The organism is Sorangium sp. So ce321 (genome assembly GCF_051530195.1).
Lineage (GTDB): Bacteria > Myxococcota_A > Polyangia > Polyangiales > Polyangiaceae > Sorangium.
Genome location: NZ_CP150329.1, coordinates 9,502,407 through 9,521,502, shown reverse-complemented (window position 1 = coordinate 9,521,502; position 19,096 = coordinate 9,502,407). Strand labels below are relative to the sequence as shown.

The window sequence follows — 19,096 nt, the reverse complement described above, 5'->3', positions numbered from 1 at the left end:
CAAGATATTCGATGAACCGGTATACGCAGGAGCGTTTCCAAATGGTAACTTAAACTTGGCCGCCACTCGACACTGAAACGCCGGACCCGTCGCTGAAAGGGGGAACCAAGATGTTCCTATGCTGTACGCGGACTGTTGCGCTCCTCGCAATACCTCTGGTTACTACCGCCTGCATCGGGGCTGAGCTCGACGACGAGTTCGATGAGCCAATCGGGGAGGCCGAAGGGGCTGTCATCAGCAGCAACAGCATCCTCCCCAATGCGCTCAACCAGAATTCCCTCCACTCGACCGCGCTCTCCCCCAGTGCGTTCAGCCCGACCGCGCTCACCTGGGCCTCGCTCAGCTCGACCGCGCGCGGGGCCCTCCAGGATCCGGGAACGAACGGCAACCTGTCAAGGGAGCTCTTGCGGTACGTCGTCAGCTGCGCGCTGAGGCCGAACCAGTCGTTCTCGTTCTCGTGGACCGACTCGAGCGGCGCCGTCCGGTCGGAGACGTACCACGGCGACCTCGCGATCGCGGACTGGTGGGTGTACGGCCCGCTCAACGATCCCTTCTACCAGCGCCATATGACGGCGTGCCTCGCCGCGAGGACGAACTGGTACGGCGTCTCGGTGCTGATCTCGCTGCGCTCCAATCAGCCGTTCATGGCCGCGGCCGCCACGGAGCGCTCCAGCTACACGGTGAGGGAGGGGGCGTTCTGGGGGAACCTGTTCAGCTCGACGCCCTACGTGCGCTCCTGCTACTCGCCCGCCGGCGTCACCCGCGCGCGGGCGCTCAAGCGTGACTGTGCGGCCGGCCACCTGAACGTCGACCCCGGGTCCGGGGCCACCGCCACCCAGGCGTGTGGCCCTATCGCGATCGCGGGCTCGTGCGATACCGTCTGCAGCGTCGTGAACGCCGACGGTGGGTACTACTCCCAATGCCTCGACAACCCCGCGATCTCGACCACAGCGCGCACGGACATGGTGGTCACGTCGTTCCTGCCGCCGTAGGGAAGGGCATGCGCCCGGACGCGCCGCGAGGTGAGGGGCAGGAAGGCGCGCCCCTCGAAGGCCGGCGCTGCCCGTCGTGCGGGCGGCGGAACCAGGGCGCCTGCGCCGAGTGCCCGGCGCAGGATCTGCCGCTGCCGTTCGACGTGACGGTGCCCGACATCACCGAGGTCGTCCCTGTCGCGCTGCCCCACTTCCCCGGCTACCGGACCCTCGGCATCCTGGGGCAGGGGGGGTTCGGCATCGTGTTCGAGGCCGAGCCCGAGGGCGGCGGCGCGACGGTGGCCGTCAAGCTCGCGCGCGCCGAGCGCCTCGGCGCAGGCGGGCGCCTCCGGCGCGAGGTCGAGGCGCTGCTGGCCGTGGGCACGCCCCACGTGCCGGCCGTGCACGCGTGGGGCACGCTCGACGACGGCTCGCCGTACGCCGTGCTCGAGCGCGTCGCCGCGCCGACGCTCGCCGCCCGCCTCGCCCGTCGCCCCGCGCCGCGCACGGAGGAGGCCGCCAGGCTCGGCCTCGCGGTGCTCGCGTCCCTCGAGGGCGTCCACGCGCGCGGCTACGTGCACTGCGACCTCAAGCCCGAGAACATCTTCGTCGACGGCGCGGGGAAGGCGACCCTCATCGACCTCGGCATCGCCCGGGTCGTGGGGCGGCGCGGCGGCGTGCAGGACGACGACCAGGCGCTCGGGACGGCGGAGTACATGGCCCCGGAGCAGTCCGCCGGGCGCGCGGAGCTCGACGCGCGCGCCGACATCTACGCGATGGGCGTGATCCTTTACGAGCTCTTCGCGGGCCGGCCGCCGTTCTGGGGGCCGCGCGCGTCGGTGCTGGAGGACCACAGGAGCCGCAGGCCCCCGCGCCTCGCGGCGCGCATCGCCGTGCCGCGGGCCATCGAGGAGGTGGTGCACCGGTGCCTGGCGAAGGACCGGAACGAGCGGTTCGGCAGCGCGACCGAGCTCCGCTCCGCGCTGGAGCGCGCGCTCGGGGACGAGCTCGCCGGGAGCGAGCGCGACGCGGCGCGGGCCGGGACCGGCGCCCCGCGCCGCGCGGTGGGGCTCCTGTTCTTCGAGGGCGCGGACGACCGGGTGGCCGTGCAGCGCCGGATCCGGGCGCTCGGCGGCGAGCTCGCGCACGCCTCCGGCTCGCGGTACGCGGCGGTCTTCGGCCACGAGGGGGACGCGAACCCCGTGCGCCACGCGCAGCGCGCGGCCGACGAGCTCCTGCGCGGGGGGCTGTGCGCGCGGGTCCTCATCGATCTCGCGCCCGTCTCGGTCCAGGTCCGGCCGGGCGGGGCGACGCGCTTCCTGAGCCCGCTCTTCTCGCGCGCCGAGCGGTGGCCGGCGGCGTCCGGCCCGCCGGGGCCGTTCCTCACGCCCGCGGCCGCGGCCGCGCTGCCCGAGGCGTCCGCCGCGGCGGGGGGCGAGCCCTCCCACGAGCCGACGCTCGGCTCCGTCGGCTCGGCGCGCGACGCGACGGATCCCGGCACGTTCGTCGGTCGCAGCGAAGTCCTCGAGCCTCTGCTGCAGAGCGCGGAGGAGGCGCTCCGCCTGCGGCTGCCCACGGTCGTGTCCGTGATCGGGGAGCCCGGCTACGGCAAGACCCGCCTCTTCGCCGAGGTCGGTGAGCAGCTCCGGGCGCGCCTGCCGCACGCGCAGCTCATCGATCTGCGCGGGCAGGAGCCGACGAGCGGCGCCCCGGACGCGACGCTCCAGGAGCTCGTGCGCGAGGCGCTCGACGTACCCGACGCGCCCCCGCAGAGCGGGGTTCGCGCGGCGCTCGCCGAGCGGCTCGGGCCCGCGCTCGGCGAGGAGCTCGGCTCGGGGCTGGCGATGGCGCTCGGCTGGGTGGACGAGCAGACGGGCGGCGAGGTGTTCCCCGAGATCGAGGCGCTCAAGGCAGCGCCCGGCGCGCTGCGCTCGGCGCGCGTGCGGGCGACGGGGGAGTTCCTGCGCCGGCGCGCGGCCGTCGCGCCGCTCCTCATCATCCTCGACGACGCGCAGTTCGCTCACGACGTGACGCTCGCGGCGCTCGAGTACGCGGCGCTCGCGGACGGCGCCGCGCCGCTGTGGATCTGCGCGATGGGGCGCCCGGCGTTCGCGGAGGCGCACCCGTCCTGGGGCGAGCGGGCGGCGCGCCGCGAGGCCGTGCGGCTCGGCCCGCTCGATCCGGAGAGCGCGCGGGCGCTGTGCCGGCGGCTGCTCCGGCCCGCGCGCGACGTGCCGGAGCCCGCGATCGATCGCCTGCTCGAGCGCTCGCAGCGGGTGCCGTTCCTGCTCGTGGAGCTCGTGCACGGGCTCAAGCGCGAGGGGATCCTGCGGCGGCACCCGCGGGGCGACGCGTGGTACCTGGCGACCGATGAGCTCGATCGCTTGCCCGTGCTGCCGCTCATCGATCCGCTGGCGCAGGGCGAGATCGCGGCGCTCGGGCCGGCGCTCGGGGCGCACGCGCGGCTCGTCTCGCTGCTCGGCGCGGAGGTGTCGCTCGACGAGATCGAGGGCGTGCTGCACCACCTCGACCAGCGCGGCGAGGGCGCGGCCTTCCCGCTCGACGCGCGCGTCGGGACCGAGCGGCTGGTCGAGGCGGGCGTGCTGGTGGCTGGCCGGAAGGGCCGGTTCGCCTTCCGTCACGCGCTCGTGCGGGAGGCGATCGCGCACGGGTGCGCCGAGGGGGAGCGGCGGCGGATCCACCTGGCCGCGTACGAGCACCACCGCGCGGCGGCCCACGAGGGCCAGGAGCAGCGGCGGTTCAAGATCGCGTTCCACGCGGCCGAGGCGGGGCTCGCGACGATCGCGGAGGAGGGCTACCTGGAGCTGGCCGAGCGGGCGGGGGCGCGGCACGCCTACGTCGAGGCGGAGCTCTACTACAGCCGCGCGCTGGCGCAGCCCGTCGAGGAGCGCGGCGCGCGGCGGCGGGCGGCGTACCGGGGCCGGGGGCTGATGCGCTACCGGCTGGGGCGCTACCACGACTCGCTCGGCGACCTGGCCCGCGCGCGCGCGATGGCGGTGGAGGAGGGCGACGCGATCGAGCAGATCGACATCCTGCTCGACGAGGCCACGGCGCTCGACTGGATGAACGACTACGGCCGGTCGAAGGAGCGGGTGGAGCAGGCGAGGGCGCTCGCGCCCGGAGAGCTGCCGCTCGCGCTCTCGGCGCGCCTCTCGATGGGGGTCGCGCGCACGCTGCAGCGTGAGAGCCGCTGGAAAGAGGCGGCGCCGCAGCTCGAGCTCGCGGCGGCGCAGGCCGAGTCGCTGGGCGACGAGGGCTACGAGACGCTGGTCGTGTCGCTGCTGATCCTGACCTTCATCTACCCGGGGCTGGGCAAGCTGGACGAGGCAGGGGCGGCGCTGGATCGGACGATCCGGATGTGCGAGTCGCGCGGCGACCTCCTGCACCTCGGCCCCGCGATCAGCAATCGCGCGCTCCTGCGCGCGTGCCTCGGGGACAACGAGGGGATGATCCTGGATCTGTGCCGCGTCCTGGCCATCTCGCGCGAGCTGGGCCTCGGGACGATGGAGCTCGTCGGGGAGTTCAACCTGGGCGAGTACCTCTACCTGATGGGCAACCTGGAGATGGCGATGCCGCACGTGGAGCGGGCGGTCGCGCTGGAGCGCCAGCAGCGGGGGGAGGAGGCGCGGCCGGTGGTGCCGCTCCTTCTGGCGCGGCTGCTCCTGTACAAGGGCGAAGAGAGCAAGGCGCGGGAGATCATCGAGGGGCTCCGGGCTCAGCAGGGGAAGGCGGCCGCGGAGGGGCGCGAGGGCACGGAGATGGAGCCCGCGGAAGAGGTGCAGTGGTCGATGATCGACCTGGCGACGCGGGACGCGACCGACCAGGCGTGGGACGAGCTCGAGGAGCGATCCGCCCGCTTCTTCGTGGGGCAGGAGCAGATCGAGGTCATCGAGGCGCGGGCGCGCGCCCTCTCCCGGCGCGGCCGCCACGAAGAGGCGCGCGCGGCGCTCGCGCGGGCGATCGAGGCGGCCGGGAGGATCCCCAACGTGATGCGCGACCGCCTGGAACGCCAACTCCCAAGCTGAGCGGCGGTCGCCCGCTTCGGAGACGGGCCCATCTCGACGTTTTCGGTGCTCGGCGTACTGGAGTACGCCTCCGCGCCGAAAACGCCGATCTGGGCCCGTCTCCTGTGCGGGCGACCGCCGCTCTGCGCGGCTGGGACGGAGGTCGGATCGAGAAGGCAGTCAGACGCGAAGGACGTCAGGAGGGGCCCGGAACATCGTATCCTGGCGGATCACTCCTTCTCGTCTGAACACCAGGGGGGCGCGCTTGGTTCAGGGGCGCTGGCGACTGCGCGCGAACAGCAGCGCGCCGCCGAGGAGCGCGAGCCATGGGGCCAGGGCGCCGCGCACCGGCGGGACGCCCGCGGCGCGACAGTCGCAGCCGTCATCGCCGCCGGTGAACCCGCCGCCGCCCGACGACGACGCGGCCTCGCTCGATGAGCTCACGACGCTCGACGCCGCGCCACCGCCGCCTTCTCCGCCCGGACAACCCCGGTTCGCGACCGCGCCGGCCTCGGTCGGGCAGTCGTCATTCATGTCGTTTATGAAATCGTTGTCGTCGTCCGCGTCGCAGTCGTCTCCAGCGCCGTCGCCGTCCGCGTCTCCCTGATCCGGATTGGCCGTCCGGGGGCAGTTGTCCGCGTCGTTGGAGACACCGTCCCCGTCGTCGTCGCGATCGCAGGCGTCGCCGACGCCGTTCGCGTTCGCGTCCGCCTGATCGGGATTAGGCGTCCAGGGGCAGTTGTCGCCCAGGAGCACGCCGTCGCCGTCGAAGTCGATGGCGCCGGGCGTCTGGACCTCGCACGCGGCCCAGGTCGACGACAAGGCCTCGCTGGTCTCCACCGCGCCGGTCACCCCGTTTCCCCCGCTCGCCGCCTGGGCGCCCTCGGTGAAGTCCTGCCGGCAGCTCCCGCCGGCGGCGGACAGCGGCGCGTGCAGCGCGACGTCATCTGCCCTGTCGTCCAGGTAGGTGCTCCGCGCGGTCCCGGGGTCCGGCCCGTCGAGCGATTTCCCGGTCTTGTCGACAGGGGCGTTCAGCCCCGTCGTGCCATAGAAGACGTAATCGACGTCCTTCACGAGATCGCTCACGCCGTCCCAGTAAAAGAGGATGAGACACTCATGATCGTTCGTCAGCCCGCGTGTCTCTCCCACCGATCCCGGGAGCGGCAGCCGCATGTCAGGCACCGCGGCGGCCGACCTGCTCTCCCCCGCGCCGAACGTGCCTGCGCTGTAGAACTCGTAGGTAGGGTGCGAGCCCCAGCCCTCGAACGCCCTCGTCTCGGCGCACCCCATGCGGTAGCACTCGGCCCCTCCGAGCGACACGGTCTGGATCTCGCCGGGCCCGATCTCGGCGCCGGCCGGGAAGCGCACCAGGAAGTCGTTCGTGTTCGGGAGCGTCGCGCTCGTCGCCACGAGCTCGTAATAGAAGCGGTAATCGGCGAGGTAATAGTCGGACAGGTCCACCGGGGCGCGGCCCGGGTTATAGATCTCCACGAACTCCGCGGCCGCGGGGTGGACGCGGAGCTCCGTGAGGAGGAGCTTCGAGGGGCTCGACACCTCGGCGCGCATCCGGCCGTGGAGCGCGTCGAGCTCCAGCGTGACGACCTGCCCCGCCGCGGCGCTGAACGCGGCGCTCGAGGAGTCCTGCGGGGCGTAGCTCCAGCCGTTCGCGCCGAGCCTCGTGGTCCAGGGGCCCTGCGCCGCGAACTTGAAGAGCGCGCCGGAGAGCGCCGCCCGGGCCACGAAGCGGTATGTGTGGACATGATCGCCCGCGACGCGATCGCCGAGGAGGCCATCGTCGCGCGCGACCGTGAGGGTCGAGGACGAGTTCCAGTCCGTATCGCCCACGGAGCGCTGCCAGTCTCCGACGGCGACCCACACCTGCCGCGCGCCGTCCGCGGCGAGCGAGGCGCTGCGTGAGTCCGAGGCCGACTCGGTCGCTGGCAAGAACCCCTGTGCGGTCAGGTCGCGTGTGTCGTAATAAAAGGTGACATCGTAGGGCGCTGTCCCGCCGGCCAGCGTGAAGCGCAGGTTGTCCCCGGTGGCCGCACCCGCACCGCCATCGCCGAGATCCTCCCCGTTCCGCGAGACCTTGTACTCGATCTCACCCTGCCCCGCGAACGAGACGGTCGCCGTGAAGACGCCGTCCCCGGCCTCCGCGTCCGGGGCGACACCATCGTCGTGGAGGGGGGCGCCCTGGCGCGCGTCCCACGCTCCGAGCTCCGGCGCGGAGCCGGTCACCGTCGGCAAGGCGAGCACAGCCCTGGGCAGGAGCAAGAGCAAAGCGAAGTTGATGCCGACGAAGGAACGGTGTCGTCGCACAGGGGCCACCTCGGTGCCGGGGCGAGTATCCGGACGAGTGAACCCTAGCGCAGGACGGACGAACAACGAAGTCACAAAGCAGGAATAGCGCCAGCGCTCGTGTGGCACCCTCATGCGTCATCCATCGATGAGCGCTGAATCCGACGTTCGTCCGTCTCCTGGAGCGACGGAGGCATCGATATCGCGGGATCGTCGCTCGGCGCGGGCAGCTCGGCGGGCCCGGGCCGAGCCTCGCCGTCACCGCGGGACAGCCGCCGGGACGGGCCGAGGCGGGTCCTCGCGATGGGAGACGCCCGCGGGGACACCCCTCGCGCCCGCCTGGCCAGCGGGGTCGCGCGCCGCGTGCGAGGCGTGCGAGGCGTGGGAGGAGTCGAAGAGCGCATGTGCCCTGGTGTAGTCGAGCGCCGCGCCAGCGGTGTCGCCCTGCTCGCAGCGCAGGTCGGCGCGCGCGTGGAGCACGGCAGCCTGACCGGCGCCGTCGCCGAGCGCCTCGAAGAGGTGCAGCGCCTCCTCGTAGTCGCGCTGCGCGCCCGGGAGCGCGCCCCGCTGGCGGCGCAGATCGCCGCGGGCCTTGAGCGCGGCGGCCTCTCCGCGGCGATCCCCGCTCTCCCGGTACAGGAGGATCGCATTGCCGTAGTCGCGCGCCGCGAGCGCTGTCTGCCCCTCTCGCAGGCGCAGGTCGCCGCGGGCCTGCCACGTGCGCGCGTGCGTCTGCTCGTACCCGAGCGCCCGGAGGAGCTCGGGCCGCGGGAGGACGTCGCGCGGGGCTCGGGCGCTCGCCCCGCGGCGCTCGTCGGCGCTGCTCGGCGGCGAGCGGAGCTGGCTGAGGACGCGCTCCTCCACGCCCTCGAGGATGTAGAGCGCCCGATCATAGTCGCGCGCCGCGCCTGTGAGGTCGCCCTCCCTGAAGAGCAGATCGCCGCGCGCCTTCAGCACGTTGGCCTCGCCGAGCCGGTCGCGGCAGGCCCTGAGCAGCGTGAGCGCGCAGCCGTAGTCGCCCGCCGCGCCTTGCGCGTCGCCCTGGTCGAGCCGGAGGTCGCCGCGCGCGAGCAGCCCCATCGCCTCTCCGGCCCGGTCGGCCGCCGCCCTGAAGAGCGGCAGCGCCCGCTCGTGATCGCGCGAGGCGGCCGCGAGATCCCCCTGCCGCCGGCGCAGATCGCCGCGGAGCAGGAGCGCGGTCGCCTGGCCCCGCCCCTCGCCGGCCGCCTCGAGCGCGGCGAGCGCCTCGTCGTAGTCCGCCGCGGCGGCCTCGAGCGCTCCCTCGCGGGCCCGCAGCCCGCCGCGCGCGAGCAGCTCCTTCGCGCTGCGGATGCGGTCGTCCTCGGGCAGCGAGGAGATCCGCGCCGCCGCGCGCTGCGCGCTGGCGCGCACGGCCTTGCGGAGGACGTCGCGGTGACCCGGGCGGCCGCGGTCGCGGGCGGCCGGCGTGGCCCGGAGCGTCCCGAAGGTGCCCCGCCGCTTGCCCGCGAGCTCCGCGCGCCGCGCGCCCTCGAGCGCCGCCAGCGCGCGTGCGCGCAGCTCGGGCAGCGCCTCTCCGGCGAGGCGCGCTGCCTCGTCGAGCAGGCGCTGCTGGACCTCGACCGGGAGCCCGAGGTCCAGCACCGTGCAGGCATCGACGAGCACCCGCGCCAGCACGTCCACGCCGCGCCCGCTCTCCCGGAACGGGGCCGTGTCGAGGGCGGCCATGAGATCGCCGGCGACGCGCCGGCGCATCGCCGCCTCCGGCCGCCCCTCGACCGCGGCCGTCCAGAAGAGGAGCGCCTGCATCGCGTCCACGGCGCCGCGCTGCAGCGCGGCCAGGCGCTCCGCGTCGTCAGCGACGTCCTTGAGGGCCACCGCGCGCATGAGCGGCGCCAGCCGGTAGGTCTGCGAGCCCTGGTCGAACGAGACCAGCCGGCCGTGCACGAGCAGCTGCAGCGGCCGCGCCGCCGAGGGGGCAGGCTTGCCCGCCGCGGCGGCGACCACCTCCAGGGGAACGCCGGCGGCCGGCAGCGCGGCGAGCGCGTGGACCACGGCGCGCGCATCCTCCCCGAGCGACTCCAGCGCGTCGCCGAAGACGACGCCCACGATCTCGTCCTCGGGACCCTCCGGATCCAGGTACATCGCATTTTTTCGCACGTACGCTTCGGCCGACATCCCGGTCCGCCGCAGCGTGGCGGCGGCGACCTCGATCGCGGTGGGCAGGTACCCGAGCGCGGCGATGAGCGCATAAGCCCACTGGACCTCGGCAGCCGGCGGTGCGTCCGTCCCCCATGCACCCTGGGAGAGGACGGACAGCGCAGCGGAGATCGAGAGCGCCGAGACCTTGAGCTCAGCTGTCTTCCGATCTCCCGACGTGGAGCGGAACCTCGACATTTCGCCTCTGTTCATTCCAGAAGAGCTGGTTATCCGAGCAGGCGGCGCCGGGCTCTCGGCCTTTGACGACACGCCTGCTGGCTCCCCATGAGCCTGGAGATCGCTGCTGTTCGAGGAGCTTAGCGCGGCGCAGGACGGGCTCAACACACTTCCAGAGTTTCGTGCGGCGCCGTGCGCGCCACGCGCCACGCGCCACGCGCCACGCGAGCGCCCCGCTGCGGCGCCGCGCCGCTGGCACACGCCCGGCATCGGCCTGGCGCTCATGCAGAAGCGCCATCGACGACGTGGAGTGGTGGAAACCTGCGCTGGACGCGCGTCCTTCGCGGCCGGCCTGTCTGTCCCGCGGCCGGGTCGAAGCGAGAAGAGCCTGCCCACCTCCGCGAGGGCTGCGGTGAGGCGAGCGGCGCGGGAGCAAGGCCGTGGGCGGGAGATCCGGGCCGGAGGCGAGGTCGTTTATGTGACCGAGACGGGCACCGGGGCGCCGGTGGTGCTTCTGCCCAGCATGCTGATCAGCGGGATGACCTACCGGCCCACGGTCGAGGCGATGGCGCGGCGGGCCCGGGTGCTCGTCGCGGAGCTGCCCGGCTCGGGCCGCGGGTCGCGCCTCCGCGCGCCGTGGACGCTGGAGCAGTACGCGCGCTGCGTCGACGAGGTGCTGCAGGCTTTGCAGCTCGAGGGGGTCACGCTGATCGGTCACTCGATGTCTGGCGCGGCGGCGCTCGTCGCCGGCGCCCTGTACCCCGCGCGGCTGGCGGGGCTCGTGCTCGCCGATGCCGTCGGCGTCAACCCGCCGCGCTCGCTCCTGGCGCTGCTCCTCGGGCGCCTGGCCGACGTGTCGCTCGAGCCGCGGTTCTTCGTGCGCGTGACGCCCGCGCTCCTCCACAACCTGCTCTTCCACACGCGCAGCGCGCTGAGCCTCGTGCGGCTCGCCGCGACGGCGGAGCTGAGCGGCCACGCCGCGCGCGTGCGCGTGCGGACGCTGCTGGCGTGGGGCGCGCGCGATCACACGGTGCCGCTCGGCTCGGCCTTCGCCCTGCAGCGCTTGATCCCGGGCTCGACCCTCGCTGTCTCGCCGGAGGGAAGCCACGACTGGATCGTGGAGCGACCAGCGGAGTTCGCGGACGTCGTGGCGAAGTTCATGGAGCGCGGCGGCTGAGCAGCGGCGGCTGAGCAGGCGCAGGCGCCGCTCGGCCGGGCGCAATGTCTCGACGGGCGTATCCCCGATGGGGGGTATCGTGGAGCGCCGGCGTGCGCTACGCTCGGCTCGTCGCGGCGTTTCCGGCGTGAACCTCGGGAGCGCGGCGCGCGGCGCGGGCCGCCGACGCGCCAGGGAGTGGGGCTTGACTGGTTGGTGGCGCCTGCTGGAACAGGCCGCGCGGCGGGCGCGGCTCGCGATGCCGCTCCTCGCGCTGCTGGCGACGATGGTCGTGTGCCGCCCCGCGCGCGGCGAGGCGGCGCCCGCGGCTCTCGCGAGCAGCGCGGGCGCCGCGGCCAGCGCCCCCGCGCCGCCGGGCCCGCGGCCGCTCCCGCCGATCCCCGCCGCGGGGAAGGTCACCGTGGTCGCGATCGCCGGCGCGATCGACCTCGGCCTCTCGCCCTTCCTGGAGCGCGTCATCGCCGCTCAGGGCGAGGGCGACCTCCTCGTCCTCGACATCAGCACGCTCGGCGGGCGGGTCGACGCGGCGCTCGCGATCCGGGACGCGCTGCTCCGGGCCCGCGTCCGCACGGTGTGCTGGGTCAACCCGCGCGCGATCTCGGCGGGCGCGCTCATCTCGCTCGCCTGCGACGTCATCGCGGTCGCCCCCGGCGCGACGCTCGGGGCGGCGACGCCGGTGCAGGTCGGCGAGGGCGGCGAGATGAAGCCCGTCGCCGAGAAGGTCGTCTCGTACATGCGCAAGGAGATGCGCGCGACCGCCGAGGCGAAGGGGCGGCGCGGCGACATCGCCGAGGCGATGGTCGACGCCGACGCGGAGGTCCCCGGGCTCGACGAGAAGGGCAAGCTGCTCACGCTCGACGGCGCGCAGGCGCTCGCGTGGGGCGTCGCCGAGGTGCAGGCCGGCACCGAGGCGGAGCTCTTCAGCGCCCTGGGCCGCCCCGCGCCCGCCGAGATCGCGCGCCCGCGCCCCAGCTCGGCCGAGGAGCTCGCGCGCTTCCTCTCCGATCCGACGCTCTCCGGGCTCCTCATGACCCTCGGGATGCTCGGCATCCTCCTCGAGCTCTACGCGCCAGGCCACGGCGTCTCGCTCGCCGTCGGGCTCTCGTGCCTCGCGCTGTTCTTCTTCGGGCACCACGTCGTGAAGCTCGCGGGCTGGGAGGAGATCGCGCTCTTCGCCGCCGGCGCGCTCCTCATCGCGGTGGAGGTCCTCGCCCCGGGGCACATCCTGCCCGGCATCGCGGGCGCGGCGTGCGTGGCGAGCGCCCTCGTCCTCTCGCTCCTCGACCTCGAGCGCGTGCCGCTCGAGATCGCCTGGCACGCCGGCTGGCTGCCGCGCGCCCTGGCCACGGCGAGCGCCTCCTTCGCGGCGACGGCGCTCCTCGCGGCCTTCGCCGCGCGCGTCGCGCCGAGGACGCGGCTCGGGCGGCGGCTCGTCCTCCACACGGCGATCCGCGCCGTCGCCGGAGGCCCTCCCGAGCGCGCCGCGGCGCTCACGTCGTCCGAGGGCCGCGTCGGCACCGCCGCCACCGACCTGCGCCCGTCGGGCAAGGTCGAGCTCGACGGCCGCCGCGTCGAGGCGCTCTCGGCGTTCGGGTACGTCGAGGCAGGCGTCCGCGTCCGCGTGCTCCGCGCCGAGGGCGGCCGGCTCGTCGTGAGGGCGATCCCGGCCAGCGTGGACGGCGCGGGCGGCGCGGGCGGCGCGGGCGACGAGGAGCGCGGCGCGTGACCCCGGCGCTGCTCGTCGTCCTGCTGCTCGTCGTGGGCCTCGTGCTCCTCGCGATCGAGGTGTTCGTCATCCCCGGCGTCGGCCTCGTCGGGCTGCTCGGCGGCGCGGCCGTCGTCGGCGCGGTCGCGGTCGCGTGGGCGACCCTCGGGGCCGCGCACGGCCTGCTCGCCCTCGGCGCGGGCGTCTGCGCGGCGGGGCTCCTGTTCTGGGCCGTCGCGAGGACCCGGGCGGGGCAGAAGATGGTGCTGCTCGAGACCCAGCGGAGCGGGCGCGGCCCCGACGCGCGGCTCGCCGCGCTGGCCGGCAAGGAGGGCAGGGCGCTCACGCCGCTCCGCCCCGCCGGCACGGTGGAGATCGACGATCGCGCGGTCGATGTCGTGACCGACGGCCTCTACGTGGAGGCCGGCACGCCCGTGCGCGTGTCGAGCGTGGAGGGGAACCGGGTCGTCGTCGAGCCGCGCCAGCCCTAGGGAGCGCGCGAGACGCGGCCCTTGACGGACAGGGACGGGTGGAGAGGGGATATGGAGATCATCTCGGTCATCGTGATCGGCGGGCTCGTGCTCGTCGCCATCATCGCGACGCTGTACATGGTGCCGCTCCGGCTGTGGGTCGCCGCGCAGGCGTCGGGCGCCGGCGTCTCGATGCTCACGCTCATCGCGATGCGCCTGCGCCGGGTGCCGCCCGACCAGATCGTCAACGCGCGGATCAGCGCCGTGAAGGCGGGCCTCGAGGGGGTGTCGATCGACATGCTCGAGGCGCACTACCTCGCCCGCGGCCGGGTGGAGGCGGTCGTCAACGCGCTCATCTCGGCGGGCAAGGCGGGGATAGAGCTCGACTTCTCGCGCGCGGCCGCGATCGACCTCGCCGGCCGCAACGTGCTGGAGGCGGTGGCGATGTCGGTGAACCCGCGCGTGATCGAGACCCCGAAGGTCTCGGCGGTGGCCAAGGACGGCATCCAGCTCCTCGCGATCGCGCGCGTGACGGTGCGCGCCAACATCGATCGCCTCGTCGGCGGCGCGGGCGAGCAGACGGTGCTCGCCCGCGTCGGCGAGGGCGTCGTCTCGACCATCGGCTCGGCCGACGACTACAAGCACGTCCTCGAGAACCCCGACACCATCTCGAAGAACGTCCTCAAGAAGGGCCTCGACGCGGGGACGGCGTTCGAGATCCTCTCGATCGACATCGCCGACGTCGACGTCGGCTCCAACATCGGCGCGAAGCTCCAGACGGAGCAGGCCGAGGCCGACAAGCAGGTGGCGCAGGCCAGGGCGGAGTCGCGCCGCGCGCTCGCCGTCGCGCAGGAGCAGGAGATGAAGGCGAAGACGCAGGAGATGCGCGCGAAGCTCGTCGAGGCCGAGTCGATGATCCCGCTCGCGGTCGCCGAGGCGCTCCGCACGGGCAAGCTCGGCGTGATGGATTACTACAACATGCGCAACGTCATCGCCGACACCGAGATGCGCCAGGGCATCGCCGGCACCACGGGGGGCAAGCCCGACCCCGTCGGGGAGTCGTGAGGTGCCGCCGCGCGACGCCGCGGGCCCGCGCTGGGCGTGGCTCGGCCGCCGCGAGGCGATCGTGCAGCGCTTCGTGCTCGCCGAGGTGCTCGGCCCGCCGCGGGCGCTGGCGCCGCACGCGGCCGCCGGCGGGCGGGCGGCCGAGGGGCCGCAATCACACGACGCTGGACGAGCGCCATGGATGACATCGAGAAGTACGTCGGCGCCCTCCTCGGGGTGATCTGGCTGATCGTCAAGGCGGCGATCAAGTACGGGAACACCGACGAGGCGCGCGCCGCAGCGCCGCCCGCGAGGGCGGACAGGCCGCGGCGCCACACGCCGCCCGCCGAGGCCGCGCCGCGGAGCATCGCGCCGCGAGCGGCGGTGCCCTTCGGCGCCCCGCGGGCGCCCGACGCGGCCCGGCAGCGGGCGGCGCTCCTGCGGCTCGACGAGCTCGAGCGGAGCGCCGCCGCGCTCGGCGAGGCGGTGCGCCACGAGCGGGCGAACCGGCGCTTCGCGGACGCGCTCGCCCGGTTCGTGCCGCAGGAGATCGCGCAGGCGCGCGCGGCCGTCGACGCGGGGCGCGGGGCGGGCGCGGCGGAGGCCGCGGCGGACGACATCGAGCGCGTGCTGGGCGAGATCGCGGTGCTCGCGCGGCAGCGCCGCGACCCGTCGCTCCTGCCCGCGCTCGGGGACGCCGACGCCCTCGCGGACGCCTGCTACGCCCCGGTGATCGCGTTCGCGCGGGCGGAGGGGCTGCCGCTCCGGAGCGGGTTCCCGGCGACGCAGCTCGCGGGCTTCGATCTCGCCATCTGGACGGGCTTCATCCCGACGTCGATCGCGCCCATCTTCCTTCCCGCCGACTTCTTCGCCACCCCGCTGCGCTGGCCGGCGCTCGCGCACGAGATCGGCCACGACTTCCTCGCCTCGATCGACGGCCTCGAGCCCGCGCTGCGCCGCGAGCTCGGCCTGCCGGACGCGGGCGCGCGGCCGCGCGAGCTCGATCTGGACGACGACGGCGCGGCGGCCTCGGAGCTCAAGCGGGCGTTCGGCGCGTGGTTCGAGGAGATCTTCTGCGACGTCTTCGGCACGATGATGTTCGGCCCCGCGTACGTGATCACGATGAGCGAGCTGTTCTTCCAGGACGGCGTGCCGTACGCGTCGCTCGCGGTCCAGAGGGGCGCGAGGGGCGCGCGCTACGACGTGCACCCGCCGCCGCACCTGCGCGTGCTCATCGGGTGCATGGTCCTCGAGCGGGCCGGGCTCGGCGTGCCCGCGCGCGCGCTGCGGGAGGCGTGGGCGCGCCGCCACGCCGGGGTGAGCCTCGATCATCTGATCTGGCCGGTGAGGGGCGCGTGGGTCCCGTTCCCGCTGCCGCCCTTCGCCGACATGGCCGCGTCGATCGTGGAGCGCCTCTATGCCGGCCCGCTGCTCGCCCTGTCGGGGTTCGGCCTGCAGGACATCAGCGGCCTCGACCACGGCCCGCACGAGCACCAGGAGGCGTCCCGCGCGCGCGACGCGCTGCTCGCCGGCCGCGTCCCCGCGAGCCGCGACGCGCGCGCGCTCCTCGCGGGCGCGGTGCTGGCGGCGCACCAGGCGCCCGGGCAGGCGCTCATGATCCTGACCCTGGCGCGCGCGGCGATCCCGGCGCTCGGCACGGGCGAGCGTCGCCCCGACGCGTTCGCGCCGGCCGCGGGCGCGCCCAGCGTCGCGCTGGACCGCCGCGCCGTGACGGAGGCGCTGCTCTTCCGGGAGATCTTGCTGCCCCCGAGAGCGCTCCGCGCTCGCCGGCGCGCGCGCCTGTAACGAGCGCGCCTGTGACGAGCGCCCCTGTAAAACGATGCTCGGGCGAGAAGGGCTCGATCCGCCAAGCGGTGTTTGGATGAAGAGGAGTTGAACCGCCGAGATGCCAAGGACGCCAGGAGAAGAAAACTCTCGTCTCTCCCGGCGTCCTTGGCGTCCTGGCGGTTTTTTCTCCCGGGTTCATCCGGCGCGCAGCGCAGACTCGGTCGAGAGCCGCGCCGAGACGCGAGGGCCAGAGTCGGGTGGGAACGGCGTCAGTCGTCGAGGGGGGGCGCGCTGCGCGACGCGTCGCTTGCGCCGGCGCGGGCGCCTCGCGGCGCGGCGAACGCGTCGCTCGACGAGGAGCGCCGCGCCGCGCTGGTCGGGATCAGAGGGCGTCGAGCTCGGCCGCCGGCTGCGCGGGGTGGGCGGCGTGGATGGTGGGCGTCCGCGGCGGGGCGAGGCTGCCCGCCGCGAGCAGCGGCAAGGGCGCGCGGGGCGGCGCGACGCTATCGGACCGGAGCCGGAGGAGCTCCTCCCGCTGGTGCTTCCACACGGTCCGGTACCGGAAGAACGGCACGGCCGGGTAGAGGTGGTGGATCAGGTGGTAGGTCTGCCCGAAGAGCAGCACGTTGAAGAGCGCGCTGTCCACCGCGCGCGTCGCGCGATACCGGTCCTGCGCGGCCGTGATGCCGTGCGGGTAGTGAGGCAGGTAGTCGAAGGCGAACGCGAGGAAGAAGATCGCCAGCCGCGCCGGAACGATCCAGTAGAGGACCACGAGCTCGCCAAACCCGAGCCCGAAGGCCAGCGCCACGAGCGAGAGCATGGCCGCGAGCGTCGCGACCGTCTCGATCCGCTCGCTGCGCTTCTGCGCACGGTAGGAGCGCAGAAATAGATAGTAATAGTGGAGATCCTGTGTCGCCCACCGGAGCGGGAGCAGGTACCACGGGCCGCGACCGCTCCAGTGGTCGGGGTCGCGATCCGCCTCGTTCGTGTGCTTGTGATGCTCGATGTGAAAGTGGCGCACGGCCAGGAACGGCGCCATGAGCAGCAGCCCGGACAGCCGTCCGACCACCGCGTTCAGCAGCGCGGAGCGCGCCAGCGACCGGTGCGCGGCCTCGTGCATCGGCGTGAAGACCGCATACGCCGCCACCGCCGCGGCGAGCACGGCCGGCACGGTCGACACCCTGCCCATGACCCCCACGGTGACGGCCGCCGCCCAGAGCGCGTACGATCCCGCGAAGAGCACGAGCGTCGGCCACTCGATCGGCCGGGTCTGCAGCAAGCCGCTGGCCAGCGGCAGGACGCTCCAGACCGCCGGCCGCCCGGACGGTCTCCCCGACGGCCGTCCAGACGGCCGCCCCGACGGTCGCCCCGACGGTCGCCCCGAAGGACGGCTGGAGCGAACCTCGTCGTTGTTCATCGTGACACTCCAGGCCGCCGGCCGCCCCGATGGACGACTGAGTCGATTCTCGTCGTTGTTCATGGCGTTCAAAACTCCCGGGGGAAGCTTCGGTTCTTCACTTTTGTAACAGCGGACGCTGCACGCCGGACCCTGCGCAAGCGAACGTTCGACCACCTCGGGACCGCGCTCCAGGGATCGCACCGAGAGGTCGTCAGCGGCCAGCGATCTCCAGAGCGAGGCCCTCCACGGCCATTCCCTCGAATGAACAGGGAAGCGCCGGGGGCGGTTCCGCTGCGAGAGAAGGCGGGAGTTGCTCGCAGACGAGCACGAATCCAATCTAGCAGCCTCGCAACAGGAGTACAACGAGCTTTCGGTGCAATGCGTTGCGCTTCCGGTTAGCTGGATTCCAGGAGCGGCCTCTTCCGTTTGCCTGGTTCGCGTTCGCGGTGGCTGGTTCGCGTTCGCGGTGGCTGGTTCGCTTCCTCGCTCGCGCTTCCTCGTTCACGCTTCCTCGTTCGCGCTCGCACCTCGCTCCGCCACGCGCGCACGCTCGTTCGCACACTCAAGCGGACCGCGCGGCGGCATCGCTGCCGCGGAGCGCCGGTCTGAGGTGTGGCGCTGCGCTCGCGGGGGCGTCAAAACAGTGCTTCGGGTGATCACCTAACCGCGGCAGCGCGCCGACGCGTCGGCGTGCCGCAGCATCGACCTCACCTCGTCGGCGCAGCCCCACGCCAGCGTGTACCCAGCGCCACCGTGGCCGTAATTGTGGATCACGCGGCCTTCGCGCTCGAGCCGCACGGTGGTGCGATACGGGCGCAGTCCAGCGCGCACGGCGAGCAGGCGGCCCGGTCTGAGCCCGGCCGCGCGCACCCGCTGGAGCATTGCGTCAGTGAGCTCGGGATCAGGCGTCAACGAGCGGTCGTCAGGGGACGGAATGGCGCAGCCGCCAATCACGATCTCGTGGCGCCGCGGGATGACATACGAGAGCGCCGATTCGTCCCTTTCATCACCCAATGCGACATCTGGGTGTATATCGCCCGGCTCGGTGAGAGCGACCTGGCCATAGAGGGCGAGGAGCTCGGGGTCGCCGGTGAGCGCGCGCGCCCCGAGCCCGGTGCAATTCACGACGCAGTCGCCCTCGACCGCGGCGAGCGATTGCACGCGCTCCACGCGCACCGGCGCTTCGAGCTGCGACTCCAGCCAGGGCAGGTGCAACGCAGGCTCGATGCGCGGCGCCGTGAACCGGAAGCTGTGCGGCGCGCCGAGCGGGTGCGGTCCAGGGTCGAGCGAGAGGTCCGGGACGATCGAGGCCCACCAGGGCAGCTGCGTCTCGTCCGCCGCCTCGCGGCAGGTCAGGAGATCGACGCCCGCCTCCGGGTGCTCCCGCGCGATGCGCGTGAGCTCTTCGAGGCTCTTCCGCGCCCACGCGGTGACCCGCTCGGGCGGGTCGGCCCGGAAAGGGAACCACAGCGCGGCGGCGACCGCGGATGTCGTGCGGTCGCCGCGCTCCGCCGCGATCACCTGCACCCGGTGGCCGTCGCGCTGGAGCACGACCGCCGTGGTCAACCCGAGCACCCCTGCGCCCACGACGGTGATCCGTTGCTCCGAGGCCTGCTGTTCCGAGGGCTCCACGACCGCGCGCTCTAGCACGCTGCCCCCCTGCGTCGAGAGCGCGCGCCGCGCGCGGAGACCGGAGCCGATCGGCCGTCCGTTCGCGTCCGTTCCGCGTCCGTTCGCGTCCGTTCCGCGTCCGTTCGCGTCCGTTCGCGTCCGTTCCGCGTCCGTTCCGCGCCGCCCCGCGCTGTCCCGAGCTGCCTCGCGCGTGCTCCGGGCTGCGCGCCCGCGCCCCGGACGGCGCCGCGCG

Annotated in this window: 11 protein-coding genes; 7 read left to right on the top strand and 4 right to left on the bottom strand. The window is 74.0% G+C overall.

The window, feature by feature from the left end:
• The first annotated feature begins 110 nt into the window (after positions 1–110).
• Together WME89_RS35055 and WME89_RS35050 are read left to right on the top strand one after the other, a co-directional pair.
• Positions 111–992 carry a hypothetical protein gene (locus WME89_RS35055; RefSeq protein WP_438003992.1) on the top strand — a complete coding sequence of 294 codons (882 nt, stop codon included), beginning with the start codon at positions 111–113 and terminating at the stop codon, positions 990–992.
• 8 nt (positions 993–1,000) lie between these two features.
• Positions 1,001–5,017 (top strand): serine/threonine-protein kinase, encoded by a 4,017-nt coding sequence (locus tag WME89_RS35050; protein WP_438003991.1) that lies wholly within the window; start codon positions 1,001–1,003, stop codon positions 5,015–5,017.
• Positions 5,018–5,266: 249 nt separating this feature from the next.
• Here WME89_RS35050 and WME89_RS35045 read toward each other — a convergent pair whose 3' ends face one another.
• Positions 5,267–7,315, bottom strand: coding sequence for a thrombospondin type 3 repeat-containing protein (locus tag WME89_RS35045; protein WP_438003990.1), 2,049 nt, complete (start codon positions 7,313–7,315; stop codon positions 5,267–5,269).
• 237 nt (positions 7,316–7,552) lie between these two features.
• The gene (locus tag WME89_RS35040) at positions 7,553–9,670 is read right to left on the bottom strand and encodes a hypothetical protein (RefSeq protein ID WP_438003989.1); all 2,118 of its coding nucleotides are present in this window, start codon (positions 9,668–9,670) and stop codon (positions 7,553–7,555) included.
• A 457-nt stretch (positions 9,671–10,127) separates the two neighbouring features.
• Between WME89_RS35040 and WME89_RS35035 the strand changes: the two genes are divergently transcribed.
• From WME89_RS35035 to WME89_RS35015, 5 genes are all read left to right on the top strand, one after another.
• Positions 10,128–10,826, top strand: coding sequence for an alpha/beta fold hydrolase (locus WME89_RS35035; protein ID WP_438003988.1), 699 nt, complete (start codon positions 10,128–10,130; stop codon positions 10,824–10,826).
• Positions 10,827–11,010: 184 nt separating this feature from the next.
• Positions 11,011–12,552: an NfeD family protein gene (locus WME89_RS35030; RefSeq protein WP_438003987.1), complete on the top strand. Its 1,542-nt coding sequence runs from the start codon at positions 11,011–11,013 to the stop codon at positions 12,550–12,552.
• Positions 12,549–13,022, top strand: a complete 474-nt coding sequence (locus tag WME89_RS35025) for an NfeD family protein (RefSeq protein ID WP_438003986.1) — start codon at positions 12,549–12,551, stop codon at positions 13,020–13,022. The genes WME89_RS35030 and WME89_RS35025 overlap by 4 nt, the downstream gene beginning before the upstream one ends.
• 51 nt (positions 13,023–13,073) lie before the next feature.
• Positions 13,074–14,066: a flotillin-like protein FloA gene (floA, locus tag WME89_RS35020; RefSeq protein ID WP_437618940.1), complete on the top strand. Its 993-nt coding sequence runs from the start codon at positions 13,074–13,076 to the stop codon at positions 14,064–14,066.
• 177 nt (positions 14,067–14,243) lie between these two features.
• Complete coding sequence (locus WME89_RS35015) at positions 14,244–15,851, top strand: hypothetical protein (protein ID WP_438003985.1); 1,608 nt, start codon at positions 14,244–14,246, stop codon at positions 15,849–15,851.
• A gap of 364 nt (positions 15,852–16,215) precedes the next feature.
• Here the strand turns inward: WME89_RS35015 and WME89_RS35010 are convergent, their stop codons facing one another.
• Both WME89_RS35010 and WME89_RS35005 read right to left on the bottom strand, forming a co-directional pair.
• Positions 16,216–17,112 (bottom strand): fatty acid desaturase, encoded by an 897-nt coding sequence (locus WME89_RS35010; RefSeq protein WP_438003984.1) that lies wholly within the window; start codon positions 17,110–17,112, stop codon positions 16,216–16,218.
• A gap of 780 nt (positions 17,113–17,892) precedes the next feature.
• Positions 17,893–18,882, bottom strand: coding sequence for an FAD-dependent oxidoreductase (locus WME89_RS35005; protein ID WP_438003983.1), 990 nt, complete (start codon positions 18,880–18,882; stop codon positions 17,893–17,895).
• Positions 18,883–19,096 lie beyond the last annotated feature (214 nt).

Excerpts from the sequence above, each read along its gene's own strand:
- WME89_RS35055 (WP_438003992.1), top strand. The coding sequence starts at position 111 with ATGTTCCTATGCTGTACGCGGACTGTTGCGCTCCTCGCAATACCTCTG.
- WME89_RS35050 (WP_438003991.1), top strand. The coding sequence starts at position 1,001 with ATGCGCCCGGACGCGCCGCGAGGTGAGGGGCAGGAAGGCGCGCCCCTC.
- WME89_RS35040 (WP_438003989.1), bottom strand. The coding sequence starts at position 9,670 with ATGTCGAGGTTCCGCTCCACGTCGGGAGATCGGAAGACAGCTGAGCTC.
- floA (WP_437618940.1), top strand. The coding sequence starts at position 13,074 with ATGGAGATCATCTCGGTCATCGTGATCGGCGGGCTCGTGCTCGTCGCC.
- WME89_RS35015 (WP_438003985.1), top strand. The coding sequence starts at position 14,244 with ATGGATGACATCGAGAAGTACGTCGGCGCCCTCCTCGGGGTGATCTGG.